At 52.0% G+C, this 18,116-nt stretch carries 18 protein-coding genes; 9 read left to right on the plus strand and 9 right to left on the minus strand.

What is annotated here, in order from left to right:
* Nucleotides 1–50: 50 nt before the first annotated feature.
* The 6 genes from BZG13_RS05410 to pspF form a co-directional block, all read right to left on the minus strand.
* Nucleotides 51–866: a peptide ABC transporter ATP-binding protein gene (locus BZG13_RS05410; RefSeq protein ID WP_077485648.1), complete on the minus strand. Its 816-nt coding sequence runs from the start codon at nt 864–866 to the stop codon at nt 51–53.
* Complete coding sequence (locus BZG13_RS05415) at nt 850–1,857, minus strand: peptide ABC transporter ATP-binding protein (RefSeq protein ID WP_069361472.1); 1,008 nt, start codon at nt 1,855–1,857, stop codon at nt 850–852. Before BZG13_RS05415 ends, BZG13_RS05410 begins: the two co-directional genes overlap by 17 nt.
* Nucleotides 1,857–2,744 (minus strand): putrescine export ABC transporter permease SapC, encoded by an 888-nt coding sequence (gene sapC, locus BZG13_RS05420; protein WP_069361473.1) that lies wholly within the window; start codon nt 2,742–2,744, stop codon nt 1,857–1,859. Before sapC ends, BZG13_RS05415 begins: the two co-directional genes overlap by 1 nt.
* Nucleotides 2,731–3,693, minus strand: a complete 963-nt coding sequence (locus BZG13_RS05425) for an ABC transporter permease (protein ID WP_069361474.1) — start codon at nt 3,691–3,693, stop codon at nt 2,731–2,733. The genes sapC and BZG13_RS05425 overlap by 14 nt, the downstream gene beginning before the upstream one ends.
* A 3-nt stretch (nt 3,694–3,696) precedes the next feature.
* Nucleotides 3,697–5,316 (minus strand): ABC transporter substrate-binding protein SapA, encoded by a 1,620-nt coding sequence (gene sapA, locus BZG13_RS05430; protein ID WP_077485650.1) that lies wholly within the window; start codon nt 5,314–5,316, stop codon nt 3,697–3,699.
* Nucleotides 5,317–5,440: 124 nt separating this feature from the next.
* A complete protein-coding gene (gene pspF / locus BZG13_RS05435; RefSeq protein ID WP_077485652.1) occupies nt 5,441–6,463 on the minus strand; it encodes a phage shock protein operon transcriptional activator in 1,023 nt (340 codons plus the stop codon).
* 210 nt (nt 6,464–6,673) lie between these two features.
* Between pspF and pspA the strand changes: the two genes are divergently transcribed.
* The 7 genes from pspA (at nt 6,674) to BZG13_RS05470 (ending at nt 12,920) form a co-directional block, all read left to right on the plus strand.
* Nucleotides 6,674–7,342, plus strand: a complete 669-nt coding sequence (gene pspA / locus BZG13_RS05440) for a phage shock protein PspA (RefSeq protein WP_077458064.1) — start codon at nt 6,674–6,676, stop codon at nt 7,340–7,342.
* Nucleotides 7,343–7,363: 21 nt separating this feature from the next.
* Nucleotides 7,364–7,594, plus strand: a complete 231-nt coding sequence (pspB, locus tag BZG13_RS05445; RefSeq protein ID WP_046073483.1) for an envelope stress response membrane protein PspB — start codon at nt 7,364–7,366, stop codon at nt 7,592–7,594.
* Entirely contained in the window at nt 7,591–7,980 is a 390-nt protein-coding gene (gene pspC / locus BZG13_RS05450; protein ID WP_077485654.1) for an envelope stress response membrane protein PspC, read from the plus strand. Before pspB ends, pspC begins: the two co-directional genes overlap by 4 nt.
* A 50-nt stretch (nt 7,981–8,030) precedes the next feature.
* Nucleotides 8,031–9,422: a YcjX family protein gene (locus tag BZG13_RS05455; protein WP_077485656.1), complete on the plus strand. Its 1,392-nt coding sequence runs from the start codon at nt 8,031–8,033 to the stop codon at nt 9,420–9,422.
* Between the two features lie 11 nt (nt 9,423–9,433).
* Nucleotides 9,434–10,453, plus strand: a complete 1,020-nt coding sequence (locus BZG13_RS05460) for a YcjF family protein (protein WP_077485658.1) — start codon at nt 9,434–9,436, stop codon at nt 10,451–10,453.
* A gap of 321 nt (nt 10,454–10,774) precedes the next feature.
* Nucleotides 10,775–12,316 carry a transcriptional regulator TyrR gene (gene tyrR, locus BZG13_RS05465; protein WP_046073479.1) on the plus strand — a complete coding sequence of 514 codons (1,542 nt, stop codon included), beginning with the start codon at nt 10,775–10,777 and terminating at the stop codon, nt 12,314–12,316.
* 4 nt (nt 12,317–12,320) lie between these two features.
* Entirely contained in the window at nt 12,321–12,920 is a 600-nt protein-coding gene (locus BZG13_RS05470; protein WP_241824780.1) for a GNAT family N-acetyltransferase, read from the plus strand.
* 103 nt (nt 12,921–13,023) lie between these two features.
* On the opposite strand, the gene pyk is transcribed toward BZG13_RS05470, so the two are convergent.
* Both pyk and BZG13_RS05480 read right to left on the minus strand, forming a co-directional pair.
* Complete coding sequence (pyk, locus tag BZG13_RS05475) at nt 13,024–14,469, minus strand: pyruvate kinase (protein ID WP_077485662.1); 1,446 nt, start codon at nt 14,467–14,469, stop codon at nt 13,024–13,026.
* A gap of 158 nt (nt 14,470–14,627) precedes the next feature.
* Nucleotides 14,628–15,482: a MurR/RpiR family transcriptional regulator gene (locus tag BZG13_RS05480; RefSeq protein ID WP_046073477.1), complete on the minus strand. Its 855-nt coding sequence runs from the start codon at nt 15,480–15,482 to the stop codon at nt 14,628–14,630.
* 333 nt (nt 15,483–15,815) lie between these two features.
* Here BZG13_RS05480 and BZG13_RS05485 point away from each other — a divergent pair, with 333 nt between their 5' ends.
* Entirely contained in the window at nt 15,816–16,670 is an 855-nt protein-coding gene (locus BZG13_RS05485) for an NAD(P)H-binding protein (RefSeq protein ID WP_077485664.1), read from the plus strand.
* A 183-nt stretch (nt 16,671–16,853) separates the two neighbouring features.
* On the opposite strand, the gene BZG13_RS05490 is transcribed toward BZG13_RS05485, so the two are convergent.
* The gene (locus tag BZG13_RS05490; protein WP_077485666.1) at nt 16,854–17,114 is read right to left on the minus strand and encodes a hypothetical protein; all 261 of its coding nucleotides are present in this window, start codon (nt 17,112–17,114) and stop codon (nt 16,854–16,856) included.
* Between the two features lie 229 nt (nt 17,115–17,343).
* Between BZG13_RS05490 and BZG13_RS05495 the strand changes: the two genes are divergently transcribed.
* Complete coding sequence (locus tag BZG13_RS05495; protein ID WP_069361486.1) at nt 17,344–18,030, plus strand: TetR/AcrR family transcriptional regulator; 687 nt, start codon at nt 17,344–17,346, stop codon at nt 18,028–18,030.
* Nucleotides 18,031–18,116 lie beyond the last annotated feature (86 nt).

Below are 18,116 nucleotides of genomic sequence, written 5' to 3' on the forward strand. Positions count from 1 at the left end.
TAGATAAATGGCAATAAAAAGAGCGGCTAACAATGCCGCTCTTGATCAGGCTATGGCCGTGCGCCAGCTGATTTATGCGAACGCCGGTCTAAGACAGGTGCGGTAAAATGACTATCAATCAGCCTTTGCGTCAAGCCGTGTTGCGGGTTGGCAAAAATGTCTGCGGTATTGCCTGATTCCACCACGTTCCCTTTTTGCATCACCATCAATTTGTCAGTGACGTGTTTAATCACCCCCATATGCTGAGACACATACACGTAAGACAGTCCCATCTCATCTTGTAACTCCAACAACAAGTTGATGATTTGCGAGCGCATGGACATATCCAAGCCATTTAAGGCTTCATCAGCGATAATGACACTGGGTTGCAGAATTAAGGCTCTCGCAAGCGATACCCGTTGCTTTTGGCCGGTGGCCAGCATTTGCGGATAAAAGTAGGCGTGCTCGGGTAACAAGCCCACGCGCAATAGCGTGTTCTTAATGCGTTTGCCGCGCTCTTGCGGGGTCATATTGGTGTTTCGTCGCAAGGGGCCTTCTAAGATTTGCCCGATCTGATTGCGTGGGTTGAGCGAGGTGTTCGGATCTTGGAAGATCATCCGAATCAACTTACAGCGAGTTTGGTAATCTTTGTAACGCAGCGTCTCGCCATTAACTCGGATTTGCCCTGCCGTTGGCTCGATAACACCCGCAATCATGCGTGCCAGCGTCGATTTCCCTGAGCCATTCTCGCCCACAAAGGCAATGGTTTCCCCCACATCCAATGAAAAAGACACAGGCTTAACCGCATGAGTGACACGCTTTCTCAACCACCCAGTCCGGTGATGATAATCTTTGGTGAGCCCATCTATTTCAAGAAGAGCGGCCATGCTTGTTCTCCATGTTGAGTGGGAAATGACAGGCAAATTTATGGTTTTTCACTTTTTGCGTATGTGGGGTTTCCACACATTTACGCTGTGCATACGGGCAACGTGGCCCCAGTCGACAACCGATGGGCAAATGCTGTAGTGGCGGTATTGAGCCAGGCAAGGTCTCTAGCTTGCTCTTGTGGGGGATGTCGCGACTAAAATCAGGCATCGTCCGCAATAAGGCATCGGTATAGGGGTGGTGCGGCGTCGTCAAAATTTGCTCGCGGTTACCCGATTCCACTGACTGGCCACAATACATCACGGTGATCCTATCAGCCCAACGCGTCACCAAGGTCAGGTCATGACTAATCAGCAATATCGTGGTATTGGAGAGCTGATTGGTGCGACTCAGTAAACGGAATATCTGCGCCTGCGTAATGGGATCTAACTCGTTGGTCGGTTCATCGGCAATCAATAGGCGAGGGCGGTTCGCAATCGCCATCGCAATCATCACCTTTTGACACTCGCCATCTGTCAGCTCATACGGGTAGCTTTCCATGACTCGCTTGTGATCCTTGATGCCCACTTTATGCAGCAAGGCAATCGAATGTTGTTTGCGCCAATTCAAACGCTGCCACCAACTGCCTGAGAATGAAGCGGGCGGAATCGCCTCTTCAAGCTGATGCCCCACCACTTCGGAAGGGTCAAGACAGGTAGAGGGCTCTTGGAAAATCATCGCAATGTCTTTGCCGACCACATGGCGGCGCTCGCGCGCGGGTAGCTCTAATAAGTCAATATTACCCAAGCGTAATCGGTCGGCGGTCACATGCCATTGATCCTTAGTGACGCCGCAAATGGCTTTAGCCACTAAGCTTTTGCCCGATCCGGATTCACCCACCAAGCCACGAATTTCACCATCATTGATGGTCAAACTCATACGATCGACGGCTTTCACCATGCCTTGTGGGGTTTCTATTTCTATGGTCAGGTGTCGAATATCAAGTAACGGCATTATTCAGTTCCTGCGTTGATGGCTTGGCTGATCCCCTCACCCACTAGGTTAACAACCAACACACTGAACGCAATCGCCATTCCAGGCAGAGTGACCGTCCAAGGCGCAGTGAAAATCAGCTCGACAGAATCCCCTAACATGGCGCCCCATTCAGGCGCGGGCGGCTGTGCCCCAAGACCTAAAAAGCCGAGTGCCGCCACATCAAGAATGGCGACAGAAATCGCGCGGGTAATTTCGGTACTCAGCACAGTGACGATATTGGGCAAAATCGAGTGATAGAGCAGATAAAAATCATTGGCTCCATCTAAGCGCGCGGCAATGATATAGTCTTTCCCTATTTCATCATGCACCGCGGTATACACGGCGCGAATGATACGTGGGATCAGTGATAGCCAAATAGCGAGTAATACTTGGGTTTCTCCCACACCTAAAAACGCCACCACGATAATGGCCAACAATAATGATGGAATAGAAAGGATACTATCTAGGATATGGTTTAATACACTCGACTTGAGTCCCTTGGTCATCCCAGCCAGTACGCCAATCGCCACACCGACCAGCGACGCGGCCAATGCGGTGATCAGCGCATAGCCAAAGGTGAGTCGAGAGCCCGCAATCAGGCGTGAGAGCATATCGCGGCTCAGATCATCGGTCCCTAAAAAGTACTCAATTTGCCCTGATTGCACCCAAGAGGGCGCCATCAGTAAGTGACCTGTTTGATGCTGCGGGCTCCACGGGGCGAGTAGGGGGGCAAATAAGGTAACAAGGATGAGCCCAACCAGGCACCAAAAGCCGATCACCGCAAGCTTGTTGCGACGAAACGCATTCCAGGTGCGCTCGAATTGGGTCGGGATATGCTGTTCAACGTACACACTATTTGAGGGCATACCATTTTTTCCTTACCAGCGGGTTCATAAAAGCCCCCAATACATCCGAGATGATATTAATCAGTAATACAAACCCACCAATGACCAAGACGCCGCCTTGTACTGACACATAATCTTTAGCGATGAGCGTATCGAGTAGCCAGCGCCCAATCCCAGGCCAGTTAAATACTGACTCGACGATGATCACAAAGGTCACCATAGTGGAAACCAGTAAACCAAAATTAGGGATGATCGGTGGAATGGCGTTTTTCATCCCGTGACGAAGCACGATTTCCGTTTTTGATAGCCCCTTGGTCGCGGCGGCTTTGATGTAATTCTGTCGCATCACATAGGCCATAGAGTCGCGTACCATTTTAATGATCTCGGTGGTCGGGACCACGGCAAGCGTTAGGGTCGGTAACACCAGGTGGCGGACAATATCTGTTGCGGCCTTGCCTTGTAGCGGTAAGTCTGACAGCCACAAATCCACCAGCGCGAAGCCGGAAATATGCGGGATTTCATACAAAAGGTTATAGCGCCCAGACACCGGAAACCACTGTAAGTCGAGCGAGAAAACCATGATAAAGAGGATAGCCAACCAGAATGTAGGGATGGAGAACACCACCAGAGCAAACGAAGAAATCACTTTATCGGCTGGCCCTTGGCTACGAATGCCAGCCAGCGTGCCCAATGGCACGCCCACAATCAAGCTAATAAAGAGCGCGGCAAAGCATAGCTCTAAGGTCGCGGGTGCGACGTGCGCCAGTGTCTCGACAACCGGTGAGCCATTGGCGGCTAAGCCGAGGTCGCCATCAAGCAGTTGGCGAATGTAGTAAATCCAGCCTATCCAGTAATCAAATTGGTGCCAATTTGAATGGGGTGCCAGCAACATAATGTTATAGGCGACCAAGGTGAGGATCACTAGGGTGATTAAAAATAAGTTGAGGCGTCGTAACGTATAAATCAACATCGGTTAGCGCTCCCGCGACACATCGGCGAAACTGTCGGCCCCAAAGGGCGTCATTGTCAGTCCGGTTAGGCTGGCGTCACGCACTTGATGCTGAATGCCGTGGGCCAGGGGAATGACGGGCATGCGACGGTCAAGGATAGTTTGAGCTTCCTGATATAACGCCTTGCGCTTGGCTATCTTGTCCGTGGCAATCGCCTGATTTAGCGTTTGGTCAAAAAAGCGGTTACACCAGTTAGAGATGTTCCAGCCCGTAAACTTCGCGTTGCAGGTGAGCAAAGGACGTAAAAACGTATCAGGATCGCCATTATCGGCGACCCATCCCGTTAATACCATATCGTGGCTGTCATCACCTTGGCGAATGGACGTGCGATTGACGGTTTTCTCCGGGATAATATCGACGTCGATACCAATTTCTCCCAAGTCCGCTTGGATTAATTCCGCGGTTTTACGTGGGCTGGGGTTAAACGCCGTGGGTTTAAGCGGCACGGTTAAATCGACACTGAAACCATGACGATAGCCTGCTTTGGCAAGTAATGCTGCGGCCAGCTTGGGATCATACTGGGTTTTTCGATTAGGATCATAGGCCCATGACATGGGTGGCAGTAAGCTGGTGGCCGGCGCGCCAGTGCCATAATAGACCGAACTGAGCAGCGCCCCTCGGTCAATCGCTAGGTTAATCGCTTGACGTACTGCCACTTCCGATAACGCAGGGTGGCGGGTATTGAGCGCAATAAAGGCCACATTCATCCCTGTTTGCGACGATAAACTAAAGCGCTCATCACCGACAACCACGGGAAGCTGGCTCGCAACGGGCGAGGCGAGCACATCACACTCGCCCGTCAGCATTTTTGCAAGCGTCCCTGTGCCGCGCGTGGAAACATCAAACACCACCTGTTCCATCGGCGCAGGGCCTTGCCAGTACTGCCAATGGCGGCGCAGTCGAATAAGCTCGCGTGGCTGGTACTCCGCCAGCGCGAAAGGGCCGGTACCAACCGGATAGGTATCGAGCTTCTCTGGCGTGCCCGCCTCCAGCAATTGGTTGGCATACTCTTTTGAAAGGATCACTGAAAAGTTGGTAGCCAAGGTGGAGAGAAAAGAGACATCGGGCCGAGAGAGGGTAAATTGCACGCGGTAGGTGTCGAGCGCTTTAACGCTGGTCACCAAGCCGGCAAAGTTCATGCTATCAAACCACGGATACTGACCACCGGAAATGTGATGAAAAGGATGGCGTGGGTTAATAAGGCGACGAAAGGAAAACACCACATCGTCGGCGTTGAGGTACCGCGAAGGGGTAAACTGAGCACTGCGATGAAACGCGACGCCACGACGCAGAGAAAAGGTGTAGGTTTTACCATCATCACTCACCTGCCAGCTTTTTGCTAGCATCGCCTCGGGTTGATACGTCTCGGGATTGAGTCGCAGTAGACGGTCATAAAGCTGACTCGACAAGGTATCAGCCGTGAGGCCGCCATCGGTCAACTGAGGGTTAAAGGTGTTCGGCTGGCCAGGGCCACAAAACACAAAGCCACGATTGTCGGCCGCACGTTGATCGCTGGCAGCGTCACAACCTGCAAGGAGCAGACCACTCACCCCCAGGATCAAAAACTGGAAAAAAACGCGCATAAACCAAGTGAAATCAGCTATCAAAGTAAACCCCGTAATCTACCACCGAAACGGCTTTACCACCAAGCAAAGTAGGGGCTATCTGGTGTTTCTTTGCATAGGGGGTGTATCTGTGTCCGTACACTCAGCGCATCGGGTCATGCGCGTCGTGTTGCCCCACGTTATGTTTTCGCAGCAGCCCCCTAAATTGATGGTAGCTTAGGCCAAGTAACTGCGCGGCCTTTCTCTGATGATAGTTGGCTTGCGACAGCGCCGCTGTGACCAAATCGCGTTCTTGCGTGGTTTGCCATTGACGGAGGTCGAGTGGCAGAGGGGGCAGTGAGTCGGCTTTGGTGGTGGAAGTGGCCGCAGTGACCGCAGAATGAGCCCGCTGCCAAGGCGGTGAAAAAGGGTCTAAACAAATCGTGTCGATGGGCGTGTTGGGATCATTGTGACGGGAGAGGGCACGCTCGACGGCATTTTTTAATTCACGCACATTGCCTGGCCACGTATGCGTTAACAATTGAGACTTAGCGTGCTCGGAAAAGCCGGCAAATAACGCGTAGCCAAGCTCCACGGCCATTTTCATCGCAAAGTGCTCAGCCAATAACAAAATATCTTGCTGACGCTCGCGAAGTGGCGGGAGGTGAATGACATCAAACGCCAGCCGATCAAGCAAGTCGGGTCGAAAGCGGTTCTCATGCGCCAGTCCAGGTAAGTCTTCATTAGTGGCACAGATAAGGCGCACATCGGCACGCAGGGGAGAGACACCACCTACCCGCTCATACTCGCCATATTCAATCACCCGCAGCAGCTTTTCCTGCACGCCCAATGGCGCGGTGGCGATCTCGTCCAAAAACAAGGTGCCGCCTTCCGCCCGCTCAAAGCGTCCCGCATGTCGGCCTTTGGCGCTGGTAAAGGCGCCGGCTTCGTGGCCGAATAACTCGGAGTCGATCAATCCTTCGCTGAGTGCGGCGCAATTTAAACTCACCAATGGTTGCGACCAGCGTGCTGAGAGATAATGAAGACGCTGTGCAATCAACTCTTTCCCGGTTCCGCGCTCACCCATAATCAGCACTGGACGGTTAAGCGGTGCCAGTTGGCTGACATGATCCAACACGGCGAGAAAACGGTCCGATTCACCCAGTAAATTGTCTTGTTCACGCATGGCGATTTTTACCAAATAGTGGTTTCCTTCATCATGACCTTTTTAGTAGGGTAACGCAATCCTTTTTAACTTATTGAAAATAAACGTATTAAAAGTTGGCATGGGATTTGAATTCTATTGGATGTGTCAGAGCCGAGTACCACGGGTTAACGCGCCATTGGCCTTAACTCTATGGCTCATCAATGAGGAAGCGTATTTAAGGAGTTTATGATGGGAATTTTTTCGCGTTTTGCTGATATTGTGAATGCTAACGTCAACGCCTTGTTAGACAAGGCAGAAGATCCACAAAAAATGATCCGTTTGATCATTCAAGAAATGGAGGACACCCTCGTTGAGGTGCGTACCTCGTCGGCAAAAGCGCTAGCCGATAAAAAAGAGGTCGCGCGTAAAATTGAAAACATCGAGCGCCAGATCCAAGAGTGGCAGGACAAAGCCTCACTCGCATTGCAAAAAGATCGTGAAGACCTGGCTCGTGCGGCATTGATTGAGAAGCAGAAAGCGCATGATGTTAAAGTTGCGTTGGATGAGGAGCTGACGCTGATTAACGAAAGCGTAGAGAAGCTTGCTGGCGAAATTGCGGCACTAGAAACCAAGTTAAGCGAGACACGCGCACGTCAGCAATCACTGACAATTCGTCGTGAAACCGCGGGTAATCGTCGCGATGTGCGCCGTCACCTTGGCAGTGGCCGCGCCGATGAAGCGATGGCAAAATTTGAACAATATGAGCGACGTATTGACGAACTAGAAGCAGAAGCGGACAGTTATCAAGTCGGCCAGGGCAAAGGCCTAGAAGACGAGTTCGCTGACTTACAAGCGCAGGATGAGATTGAAAAAGAGCTGGCGTCTTTAAAAGCCAAAATGAAAAACAACCAATCGTAACCGATACCACAAGGAGCGGACATGTCATCATTATTTCTCGGTTTCCCACTGGCGATTTTTCTGCTGTTTGTCGCCCCGCTGTGGTTATTTCTGCATTACCGCAGTAAGCGTCAAGTGGCGCAAGGCCTGAGTGGGCAAGATTACGAGACACTGCAACAGCTGGCGCAACGTGCCGAAAAGCTGCAGGCGCGGGTTGATAACCTAGAACGTTTATTGGATGCAGAAGCCCCCCACTGGAGGCAACGCGCATGAGTAATACCTTGTATAGAGATCCAGAAAATGGCCGCATTGCTGGGGTGTGCGCCGGGCTTGCCAATCACTTTGGCATGGAAACTTGGTTAGTGCGCATCCTCACTGTCTCGGCGTTTTTACTCGGTTTTGGGTTCTTTGTGGTGGTCGCTTATATCGCGGCGGTACTGATCCTGGATAAAAAGCCGCTAGAGGTCAGGCAAGAGCCGAGTGCCGCGCAACAAGAGCATCAAGTGAAGCAAAAACCTTGGCAGTCAGGAAAATCGGCGAGCCAATTGATTGCCGATCTCGACCGTGAGTTTAGCCAAATGGAAGATAAGGTGACGCACATGGAAGCCTATGTGACCTCTTCGACCTTTAACGTCGACCAAGCCTTCAAACAACTCTAACCTCGCTGCCCTGTTTGGGCAGCTTGGCCAATTAGGAGCCATATCAACCTATGCCATCAGTGAAAAGGCGTGTGAAGCAGTGGGTGAGCCGTGGGGCTGACCGTCATGTTCGCCTCGCGGTAACCGGTCTTTCTCGCGCGGGTAAAACCGCCTTTATTACATCTCTTATCAATCAATTGACGCATTTAGGCACCGAGCCGAACTTACCGCTGATGTCATTGGTGCAACAGGGGCGGGGGTTGGGTGCACGTCGAGAGCCCCATCCGCACATGCATCTGCCCGCGTTTGATTACGACAGTGCCATGCAGGCGCTTCATCAAACCCCACCGGTATGGCCGTCACCGACACGTGATGTCAGTGAAGTACGCCTCGCGGTGCGCTATCGCCCCCAGTCGGCAGCACTGAGGGCAATCAATGAAATGGCCACGCTATACGTGGATATTGTCGATTATCCGGGGGAGTGGCTGCTCGATTTGCCCTTGTTAAGCCAAAGCTACTCGCAATGGTCGGCCAAACAAGCAGGGCTACTCACTGGTCGCCGCGGCGAGCTGGCGGCCACCTGGACAACCAAAGCGGCGGCGCTTGATCCATTTGCCCCAGCGGATGAAAAAATGCTGGCGGACATTGCCGAAGACTACACCGCGTTTTTGCATCAGTGTAAAGCGCACGGAGGCTTGCACTGGGTGCAGCCAGGTCGATTTGTGCTGCCAGGTGAACTAGCGGGCGCGCCTGTGGTGCAGTTCTTCCCATGGGTGGGGAAACAGGACGAGCAAGCGTTGGCCAAAGCCGGGAAAGACTCCAACTACGGTGTGCTAAAAGCGCGCTACGACTATTATTGCGAGCACGTGGTTGCTAATTTTTATCGCGAGCATTTTGCCAAAATAGACCGGCAAGTGATCCTGGTGGATACCTTGCAGCCCCTGAATGCCGGCCCCGCGGCGTTTCATGATATGCGTCTTGCCGTTGAGCAGCTGATGCAAAGCTTTAAATATGGCAAATCAGGGTTGATGAAACGACTGTTTTCACCACGGATTGACAAGGTGTTGTTTGCGGCCACTAAAGCCGATCATGTGACCCCCGATCAACACCCGAACATGGTGAGCTTATTACAACAAATCGTTCATCAGGCGTGGCAGCAAGCCGCGTTCGAGGGCATTGATATGCGTTGCCAAAGTGTTGCCGCGATTGAAGCCACCACACCCGGTTATGTCTCGGTAAAAGGCGAAAACCAGCGCGCGCTAAAAGGTTTTCTTGCCGACAATTCGCCAGTCACCTTGTACCCGGGTGATGTGCCAGCGCAGTTACCTGAAGAGACATTCTGGCAAGCGCAAGGATTTGATTTTCCCTCTTTCCGCCCTCAGCAAGCCCCCCTGGATGCGCCGTTACCGCACATTCGTATGGATAAGGCATTGGATTACTTGCTGGGCGATAAATTTCGATAAGTGAGAGCGCGATGACGCAATACAAGCCAAAGCAAACTTTTGCACAGGATGTGGATGTAGAACACGACACGGAAAGTCGAATTCAACAAGGCATACAGTTCCAATCGGAAACCGATTTTACCCCTGCACCGAGTGAAGAGTGGGATGCGGAACTTGAAGCGACCCTCACGCCAACACCACGACAACGTCGCCGCGTATGGCCGTTTTTGCTATTAGTGACCGTATTACTCGCGGTGTGGCAATCAGCGGACAGCGTCTATCAAAGTTGGCTGGCGCGAGATTGGTTGAGCCTGGGTTGGCAAGGCCTGCTGATCGCGCTTGCCACCACTGGACTGGTGATGCTAGGCAAAGAGTGGCGGGCGATGCGCCGCTTGGTGGAGCGTGAAGCAGTACGAGAACAAGCAGAACAGCTGCTAAGCAGTGATGCGGTGGGGCAAGGAGAAAGGTTTTGTCAGCAACTGGCCGAGCAAACCGGGCAGGCGCAAACGGCCGCCTTTGCCAACTGGCAGCAGCAACTGGCGGCCACACATAATGACAGTGAAATTCTGAGCCTCTATGAGCAGCAAGTACTGAGTGCACAAGATAAAGCGGCGCGTGCTTTGGTCACCAAGCACGCGCAAGAAGCCGCACTCATGGTGGCGGTCAGCCCGTTGGCGGTAGCAGATATGTTGCTGGTGGCGTGGCGTAATTTTTACTTGATGACGCGTATCGCGCAGATCTACGGGATCCAACTGGGCGTTAAAGCGCGTTTTCGTTTACTGAAAATGGTGCTCACCAACATGGCGCTGGCGGGTGCCAGTGAGGCGATGACCGATGTGGGCTTTGATGTGCTGTCGGTGAATATCGCGGGTCGCGTATCAGGCCGGGTGGCGCAGGGGCTCGGTATTGGCCTGCTCACCGCGCGGTTAGGGCTAAAAACCATGACATTGATGCGGCCACTGCCTTGGCATGGTCAAGCCGCGCCCAGCCTGTCGCAGCTTCGCCGTGAGTTAATCAAGCGACTGGCGGGCAAGCGTCAACAAAATGCGTGATAATGCAACCCCGAGAAGGTGGCTGGGAGGCAAGCTCACCAGCCACGCTCGTATTCATAGAATAATCAGTGAGTTAATTGCGTGTTATCTGTGCTACAAACGTGACGGCGTAAGGCAAAAATCGTATCAGGGCTTGACTGTTCCCCCTAACCCGCTCAAACTCCGCTTCAGTGTCAACTTATCCTGACAGCTAATGCAGCGCAGGCAGCCACGACGATGAATGCTTCAGTAACCCGTTGAAGCGGGCAGAGTTTTAAGTATACATCGCCACAAGGCTTGCTGCCGGTATTGGGTATCACTGTCAAGTCACAGGAATCCATTATGAGACTGAAAGTCTGTTGTGAAGATAGGATCGGGCTTACCCGCGAACTCCTCGATATTCTGGTGCGCCGCGACATCGACCTGCGGGGTATTGAAATTGACCAGGTCGGGATCATATACCTCAACTGTCCGGAAATTGAATTCGACGCCTTTAGCCAGTTGATGTCAGAAATTCGACTGATTTCTGGGGTCACCGACGTACGCAAAGTACAGTTTTTACCGGCTGAGCGCGAGCACAAAGAGTTGCGCGCACTAGTTGAAAGCCTGACCGATCCTGTGGTGTCGATTAACCTCGATGGCTACATTGATATGGCCAACAAGGCGGCGCAAGACTTGATTGGCTCGAGTGAACACCAACTTATCGATGAACATGCCAACAGCGTGTTTCCCGACTTCCAGTTTGCCCACTGGCTGGAAAAAGAAGAAGCCAGTCAAAGTTGTCGGATGGTGGTGATGGCCGGACTCGACTTCCTCATGGAAGTGATGCCAGTGCACATCAATGACGAAAGTGAGCAGCCTGTATTGGTGAGTGCGGTGGTGCAGCTCAAGCAGGTGGCGATGAATAACACCTCGCAAACTGTGTTCCGTACCCCGAGCGATCACGGGTTTGATCATCTTGTGGGTCAGTCAAACAAGTTTAAGCAGCTTATTAGCCAAGCGAAAAAGCTGGCGATGTTGGATGCACCTCTCTTAGTACAAGGCGAAACGGGCACAGGTAAAGAAATGATAGCGCGTGCCTGCCACCGTCACTCCTTGCGCGCAGACAAACCTTTTCTACTCGTTAACTGTGTGTCTATGCCAGATAACGCCGCTGAAACCGAATTGTTTGGCATGGCGGCCGCCGAAGAAGGCGGTAGCGCCAAAAAAGGCATTTTAGAGCAAGCGGATGGCGGCACCGTATTCTTGTACGAAGTCGGCGAAATGAGCCGCCACCTGCAAGTAAAACTGTTGCGCTTTATGCAAGACGGGACCTTCCGTCGTGTCGGCGAAGAACGCGAGATGCAGGTGGATGTGCGCGTTATTTGTTCTACCCAGAAAAACTTGCCCGAGCTGGTGGCGGCCCATCAGTTCCGTGAAGATCTCTTCTATCGGCTCAATGTGTTATCGCTAACCGTGCCACCACTTAGAGAGCGAACGGCCGATGTGATGCCGCTGGCGGAGCTGTTCGTCAAACAATTTGCTGCCGACTTGGGGCAATCCAAGCCGCGTATCGACGAAGCCTTGGCTGATTATCTGACACATTATGCGTGGCCTGGGAATATCCGCCAGTTACGCAATGTACTGCTTCATGCGATGACGCAAATTGATGCAGAAGTGATGACGATCGATGACGTCCAACTGCCAGAAATTGAAAACACCCAGTTTATGAGTGAAGAATCGATGGATGGTTCATTGGATGAAATCATGAAGCGTTACGAGTCGGGGATTTTGCATAACCTGTATCGAAGCTACCCTTCAACGCGCAAGCTGGCCAAGCGATTGGATGTCTCGCACACCGCGATTGCTAACAAACTGCGCGACTACGGGATTGGTAAAAAGTAAGCCGATGCAGGAAGCCAGTATGTATCAGTCGTCGATTAGCCACTTCCCGCGTTTGTCCGTTGATGAGCTGCGCATTGATGCCATCAGCCATGAAGACGTGACCCGGGTGGTGCAGTACTTTCAGCGCAACCGCGATTTTCTCGCGCCTTGGGAGCCTGAACGTGCGGCGGGCTTTTATACTGAGCAGGGGTGGAAGCGACGCGTGCTGCAGTTGATGGAGTTACAAAAGCATCAGCTGGCGTATTACTTTTTGATTGCCAAGCAAGACTCGCCTCAAGTGTTAGGGGTGATTTCGTATACCAGTGTGATGCAATACCCGTCTTATTCGTGCACCGTGGGTTATTCGCTTGATGAAGCGGCACAAGGACAAGGGATCATGCGTCGGGCGCTTGCCGCGACCAATCAGTGGCTTTTCGATAACGTCCACATCCATCGTGTGTGCGCGTCCTACATGCCATGTAATCAGCGTAGTGCCAAGGTATTGGAGGCGGTCGGCTTTGAACATGAGGGCCGAGCGCGCGACTATTTGTTGATTAATGGCCAATGGGAAGATCATATCTTAATGGCGCACATCAACCCGCACTGGCGACCTAAACCAGATTGACTCGCGAGGGTCTCATTGGGGCATCAGCGGATTCCAACGACAAACATAAAAGGCGACCCAGCTAGGTCGCCTTTTGCTTTTTCAGTGTGCGCTTATCCGCGAGTTATTTCACTGTCAGCACACGCATGGTGTTGGTAGAGCCAATCACTTCCATTTGGTCGCCTTGGGTCATGATCACCTGATCGCCTTCGGCCAAAAAGCCACCTTCTTTCAAGGTTTGCAGGGCGCGCTCCGCCACTTGCAGGCCGGCACCGCTGTCGCTGTCAAAATACACCGGCGTCACACCACGATAAAGGGCGGCACGGTTAAGTGTGTGTTCATGACGCGATAGCGCAAAAATGGGCTTACCGGAAGAGATGCGCGACATCATCAAGGCCGTACGGCCAGACTCGGTCAGTGACACCATGGCTTTCACCCCTTGCATATGGTTCGCCGCATACATGGTGGCCATAGAGACCGTTTCTTCTTGGCTATCAAATTGACGATCGAGACGATGGTTGGAGATATTGACCGACGGCATCTTCTCAGCCCCGATACAGACCTCGGCCATTGAGCGTACCGTTTCCAATGGGTACTGGCCGGCAGCGGTTTCTGCCGATAGCATCACTGCATCCGTACCATCCAGTACCGCATTGGCCACATCCATCACCTCCGCGCGAGTAGGCATAGGGGCGGAAATCATTGATTCCATCATCTGGGTGGCGGTGATCACCAAACGGTTCATGCTGCGGGCGCGGCGAATGAGTTGCTTTTGTACCCCAACCAACTCTGGGTCACCAATTTCGACACCCAGATCGCCGCGCGCGACCATCACCACGTCAGACGCTTCAATAATGTCATCAATGCTCTCATCGCTGATCACGGTTTCGGCGCGTTCGACTTTGGCCACCAAACGCGCGTCCAAGCCAGCATCGCGTGCCAACGAGCGGGCATAGTGCATATCTTGGCCATTGCGCGGGAAGGAGATCGCTAAGAAGTCGACACCAATTTTGGCAGCAGTGAGAATGTCTTGCTTGTCTTTTTCGGTCAACGCAGGGGCAGACAGACCACCGCCTTTTTTGTTGATCCCTTTGTTGTTAGAGAGCTTACCGCCTACCGTGACCTCGGTGTGTACCTTGGCCCCTTCAACCGCCAATACCTTGAGCTGTACGCGACCATCATCGAGCAGCAGAATATCGCCATTGGTAACGTCCTGGGGCAGGGCTTTATAGTCAAGGCCGACCGCGTCTTGGTCGCCCATGCCAGGCGAAAGCTCGCCATCCAAGGTGAATTTATCGCCTACCGCCAGGGTGATGGCACCCTCTTTAAAGGTAGACACCCGGATTTTAGGGCCTTGTAAATCACCCAAAATACCCACGTGACGACCAAGCTTCGCCGCAATCGCGCGCACTTGATCGGCGCGTTTAATATGGTCTTCCGCACTGCCGTGAGAGAAGTTAAGGCGAACGACGTTAGCACCGGCGGCAATAATCGATTCCAATACACTGTCTTTGTCGGTGGCTGGGCCGAGTGTGGTAACAATCTTCGTTCTTCTCAGTTTTGCAGACATGATTAACTCCTATATACAGGATGATGTTTTAAGGGATAAATCAGAAAGGGCAACATCACCGCCAAGTCGTGGATTCGACGAGGTGCTGACACCAGTGTAGCGCATTAAAAACGTCGAATAGATGACACAAAAAAGGAGTGCCAACGCACTCCTCTTAGTTAGGTCAGGGATTCTTTATGAAAGCGTGAATCGCGAATGGCTTCTTTGACACGCTTCAAGTTATCTCTAAATCCAGGCCCGCGGCGAAGCGTAAAACCAGTGGCCAGCACATCGATCACCGTCATTTGCACAACACGGCTGGCCATCGGCATGTATTCGTCGGTGTCTTCTGGCACGTCGAGCTGGATGGTGTGCGAACACACTTTATCTAGCGGCGAGTCGCGCTGGGTGATGCCAATGACGGTGGCACCGTTCTCGCGCGCTAAGTTAGCCACATCGACCAAACTCTTGGTACGCCCGGTGTGTGAAATCATCACCACCACATCACCGTCATTACAGTTAATACAGCTCATTCGTTGCATCACGATGTCGTTAAAGCACACCACCGGAATGTTAAAACGGAAGAACTTGTTTTGCGCGTCATGCGCCACTGACGCTGAGGCGCCCAGGCCGAAAAAGGCGATTTTTTTCGCTTGGGTCAGCATATCGACAGCACGGTTAATTTGGTGCGTGTCGATGCTGTTTTTCGCCACATCCAAACAGGCCATGGTTGACTCAAAAATCTTCGCCGTGTAAGCATCTGCGCCATCGTTTTCTTCAACGTTGCGGTTCACATACGGGGTGCCATTGGCCAAGCTTTGCGCGAGGTGAAGTTTAAAGTCTGGGAAGCCTTTGGTGTCGAGGCGACGACAGAAACGGTTAACCGTTGGCTCGCTCACATCAGCCATCTTTGCCAACGTCGCAATACTCGAGTGAATAGCGGTTTGAGGGGAGGCGACAATGATTTCAGCAACTTTTCTTTCAGATTTGCTGAAGTTTTCAAGATTTTTTTGTATTTTTTCCAGAGTATTCATCTGAGTTACCGCTTACGTTCAAGACCAAAGTTAAAAATTGTCGCTCGGTGAGAGCGAGCTTCAATGAAGTGTTAAGTGTGTCATTCACCACGGCTTTTGACTGCCGCTTAGTAACAGATAGTCTATCGTCTCGCGGATTGTAATGACATTATTATGACTATCTGAGCATAAAAACTTTGTCACCATTCACGCTTTTAGTTATTTCCTTACATAATTAAGGAATATATTTACAGCGTGAAATAAATAAACGGTCAAAAATCAGTCGAAATGAATAGTGTGAACCATTACATTGAAAAATAATTACGTAACCCTAGGTAATCATAAGGAGCGCGTGTGTCAGGATTGAAAGTTGGAATTTGTGGATGTGGTTGGTTGGGCCAACCGCTGGCGTCACACCTACTTGGCGCTGGACACCACGTGGTGGGGACCAAACGTGAGCCAGCCTCGGCGCAAGCATTGAGCGAGACGCTGGTGACCACCGTGGTGCCGTTTGATGTGATGGCGCCGGATTATCAATCAGCGGCGGCATTGCTCGAGACTGACATCGTGGTGATCAATATCGCGGCGGGGCGTCGTCACGCCCACTTTGATGCATACCGCGATGCCATGTGCGCGTTTATCGACCGCCTGGCCCAAGCAGGCGTTGAGCATGTGCTCTTTATCAGCACCACTTCTGTATACGGGGAGCTTAAAGGGCAGGTGACCGAGCACACCGCGACCGCCGCCACCACGGCGTCGGGCAAAGCACACGAACATATCGAAGCGCATCTGCGCGAAACGTATGGAGAGAAAGGAACAATCATGCGGCTCGCGGGGTTGATTGGCGGTGCGCGCCATCCTTCAACCATACTCGCGGGTCGACAAGGCTTATCAGGCGGCAATGAGCCGGTGAACTTGATTCACCGCAGCGATGTGATCGCTGCGATCAGTGCGATTATTCATCAGCGTCAATGGGGTCATACCTTTCATCTGTGCGCGGAACTGCACCCATCAAAAAGTGTTTACTATGGCTGGGCGGCGCGCGAGATGGGGTTACAGCCGCCTGAATATCAGCCGAGTACAGGTAATGGCAAATGGATTGATGCCTCGCAGACGCTGGCGCAATTGGGGCTGAACTTACGCTATGCCTCACCGTATCAAATGATCGCCGACGGTCAGGTGACTTCAGACGACCCGGCCCCAAAATAAAAAAAGCCCACACAAGGTGGGCAAAAATAAAGGTAGAGACAAACAAACTCTAAAGTAAGTAGAAAAAGCAGCAGCAGATCGGAAAGAAAGAGGAATCATGCTCCCTCACTACTGAGGGGAATAAGGCATTTCTTACCGATGCACCCATTAGGACTGGGCGATGACCAAGAAGTTCCTGATGATTTAAAAAAGTCGATAAATCTTGTCGATTGGCGACCGTTTCGTGATTTTAATCACAATAAAAACGGATTTCTGCACGCGATCTCTTCCGTAACCGCGCATAAAAAAGCCCACAAGCAAACGGCGAGTGGGCATAGAAGAAAAGTCTTCTAGAAAAAGCAGTGGCACAAGGTGTGACTGCCAGAAATGCGCATAGGTTCCCACTTTTGTACAAAAAAAGCGCAGCGATGGCTGGGGCAGTGCCTGAACGGGCTGCTTAACCATTTTTATTCAACGCATTACATAGTCAGCCAAGCACGAAAACCCTCCATCTTTATTTACCAAACAATATACGGTCATGCAGCAAACGCCGGTGTAAAGCCACCTGGCCGCGGTCTCGAAGAAATCACTCAATAATGTGATGTTACTCATGCGATGCGTGTGTGTTTCAGGGTTGTTAAAAGGCATGTCTGCGTATAAAGTTAAACAAGCGTTTAATACAGGTGAATGAACAATGGCAGGACGAGGCGACACCAAAGCAAAAATTCTGGATGCCGCGGAGCAGCTCTTCGCCGAGCACGGGTTTAAAGAAACGTCGTTACGTACGATTACCAGCAAGGCTGGCGTCAACCTTGCTTCAGTGAACTATCACTTTGGCGACAAAAAATCACTGGTGCGTGCGGTGCTCGGACGCTACCTCGAAGCGTTTATGCCAGCGCTCGGTGAACAGCTGCAAGCGCTTTTAGTGCGACCAGAGTGCACGATGGAGCAAGTATTCTCATGTGCAAAGCAGCCAGTGCTTGCGCTTGATGCGTATCGACCACATGGCGCAGCCACCTTTATGCAATTGATTGGCCGTGGTTACACCGATGTACAAGGGCATTTACGTTGGTTTATCACCACCCGTTACGAACACGTGCTGTCGCTGTTTAACCAAGCGGTACGCAAAGCTAACCCTGAACTGACGTCAGAGGCGGTATTTTGGCATTTACACTTCACCCTCGGGGCGGCGATTTTCACCATGGCGTCTAGCGAAGCGTTGCGTGATATTGCCGAAAACGATTTTGGTCGCACCCTCGATACCGAAGCGATCGTTGACCGCTTAATTCCGTATCTAGCAGCAGGGATGAACGCCAAGCCCGCGGCAATGGCACAACAGGGGCAAGTGCTCGCCTTCGCGACGGAGTCACAAGCGGAGTAGGGCAAGCAAAACACATCAAGTGAGGATGCGGTGCGTCCCGCTTATTTGAACCACTCAGCGCAGCGACAGGTGTATCACGGTGCGTG

Origin of the sequence: Salinivibrio sp. ML323, from assembly GCF_001995745.1 — a bacterium.
Lineage (GTDB): Bacteria > Pseudomonadota > Gammaproteobacteria > Enterobacterales > Vibrionaceae > Salinivibrio > Salinivibrio kushneri.

Excerpts from the sequence above, each read along its gene's own strand:
- sapC (WP_069361473.1), bottom strand. The coding sequence starts at position 2,744 with ATGCCCTCAAATAGTGTGTACGTTGAACAGCATATCCCGACCCAATTC.
- BZG13_RS05480 (WP_046073477.1), bottom strand. The coding sequence starts at position 15,482 with ATGAATACTCTGGAAAAAATACAAAAAAATCTTGAAAACTTCAGCAAA.
- pspC (WP_077485654.1), top strand. The coding sequence starts at position 7,591 with ATGAGTAATACCTTGTATAGAGATCCAGAAAATGGCCGCATTGCTGGG.
- BZG13_RS05470 (WP_241824780.1), top strand. The coding sequence starts at position 12,321 with ATGCAGGAAGCCAGTATGTATCAGTCGTCGATTAGCCACTTCCCGCGT.
- BZG13_RS05415 (WP_069361472.1), bottom strand. The coding sequence starts at position 1,857 with ATGCCGTTACTTGATATTCGACACCTGACCATAGAAATAGAAACCCCA.
- BZG13_RS05455 (WP_077485656.1), top strand. The coding sequence starts at position 8,031 with ATGCCATCAGTGAAAAGGCGTGTGAAGCAGTGGGTGAGCCGTGGGGCT.
- pyk (WP_077485662.1), bottom strand. The coding sequence starts at position 14,469 with ATGTCTGCAAAACTGAGAAGAACGAAGATTGTTACCACACTCGGCCCA.
- BZG13_RS05410 (WP_077485648.1), bottom strand. The coding sequence starts at position 866 with ATGGCCGCTCTTCTTGAAATAGATGGGCTCACCAAAGATTATCATCAC.
- sapA (WP_077485650.1), bottom strand. The coding sequence starts at position 5,316 with ATGCGCGTTTTTTTCCAGTTTTTGATCCTGGGGGTGAGTGGTCTGCTC.
- pspB (WP_046073483.1), top strand. The coding sequence starts at position 7,364 with ATGTCATCATTATTTCTCGGTTTCCCACTGGCGATTTTTCTGCTGTTT.
- tyrR (WP_046073479.1), top strand. The coding sequence starts at position 10,775 with ATGAGACTGAAAGTCTGTTGTGAAGATAGGATCGGGCTTACCCGCGAA.
- pspF (WP_077485652.1), bottom strand. The coding sequence starts at position 6,463 with ATGCGTGAACAAGACAATTTACTGGGTGAATCGGACCGTTTTCTCGCC.
- BZG13_RS05425 (WP_069361474.1), bottom strand. The coding sequence starts at position 3,693 with ATGTTGATTTATACGTTACGACGCCTCAACTTATTTTTAATCACCCTA.
- BZG13_RS05495 (WP_069361486.1), top strand. The coding sequence starts at position 17,344 with ATGGCAGGACGAGGCGACACCAAAGCAAAAATTCTGGATGCCGCGGAG.
- BZG13_RS05460 (WP_077485658.1), top strand. The coding sequence starts at position 9,434 with ATGACGCAATACAAGCCAAAGCAAACTTTTGCACAGGATGTGGATGTA.
- pspA (WP_077458064.1), top strand. The coding sequence starts at position 6,674 with ATGGGAATTTTTTCGCGTTTTGCTGATATTGTGAATGCTAACGTCAAC.
- BZG13_RS05490 (WP_077485666.1), bottom strand. The coding sequence starts at position 17,114 with ATGGTTAAGCAGCCCGTTCAGGCACTGCCCCAGCCATCGCTGCGCTTT.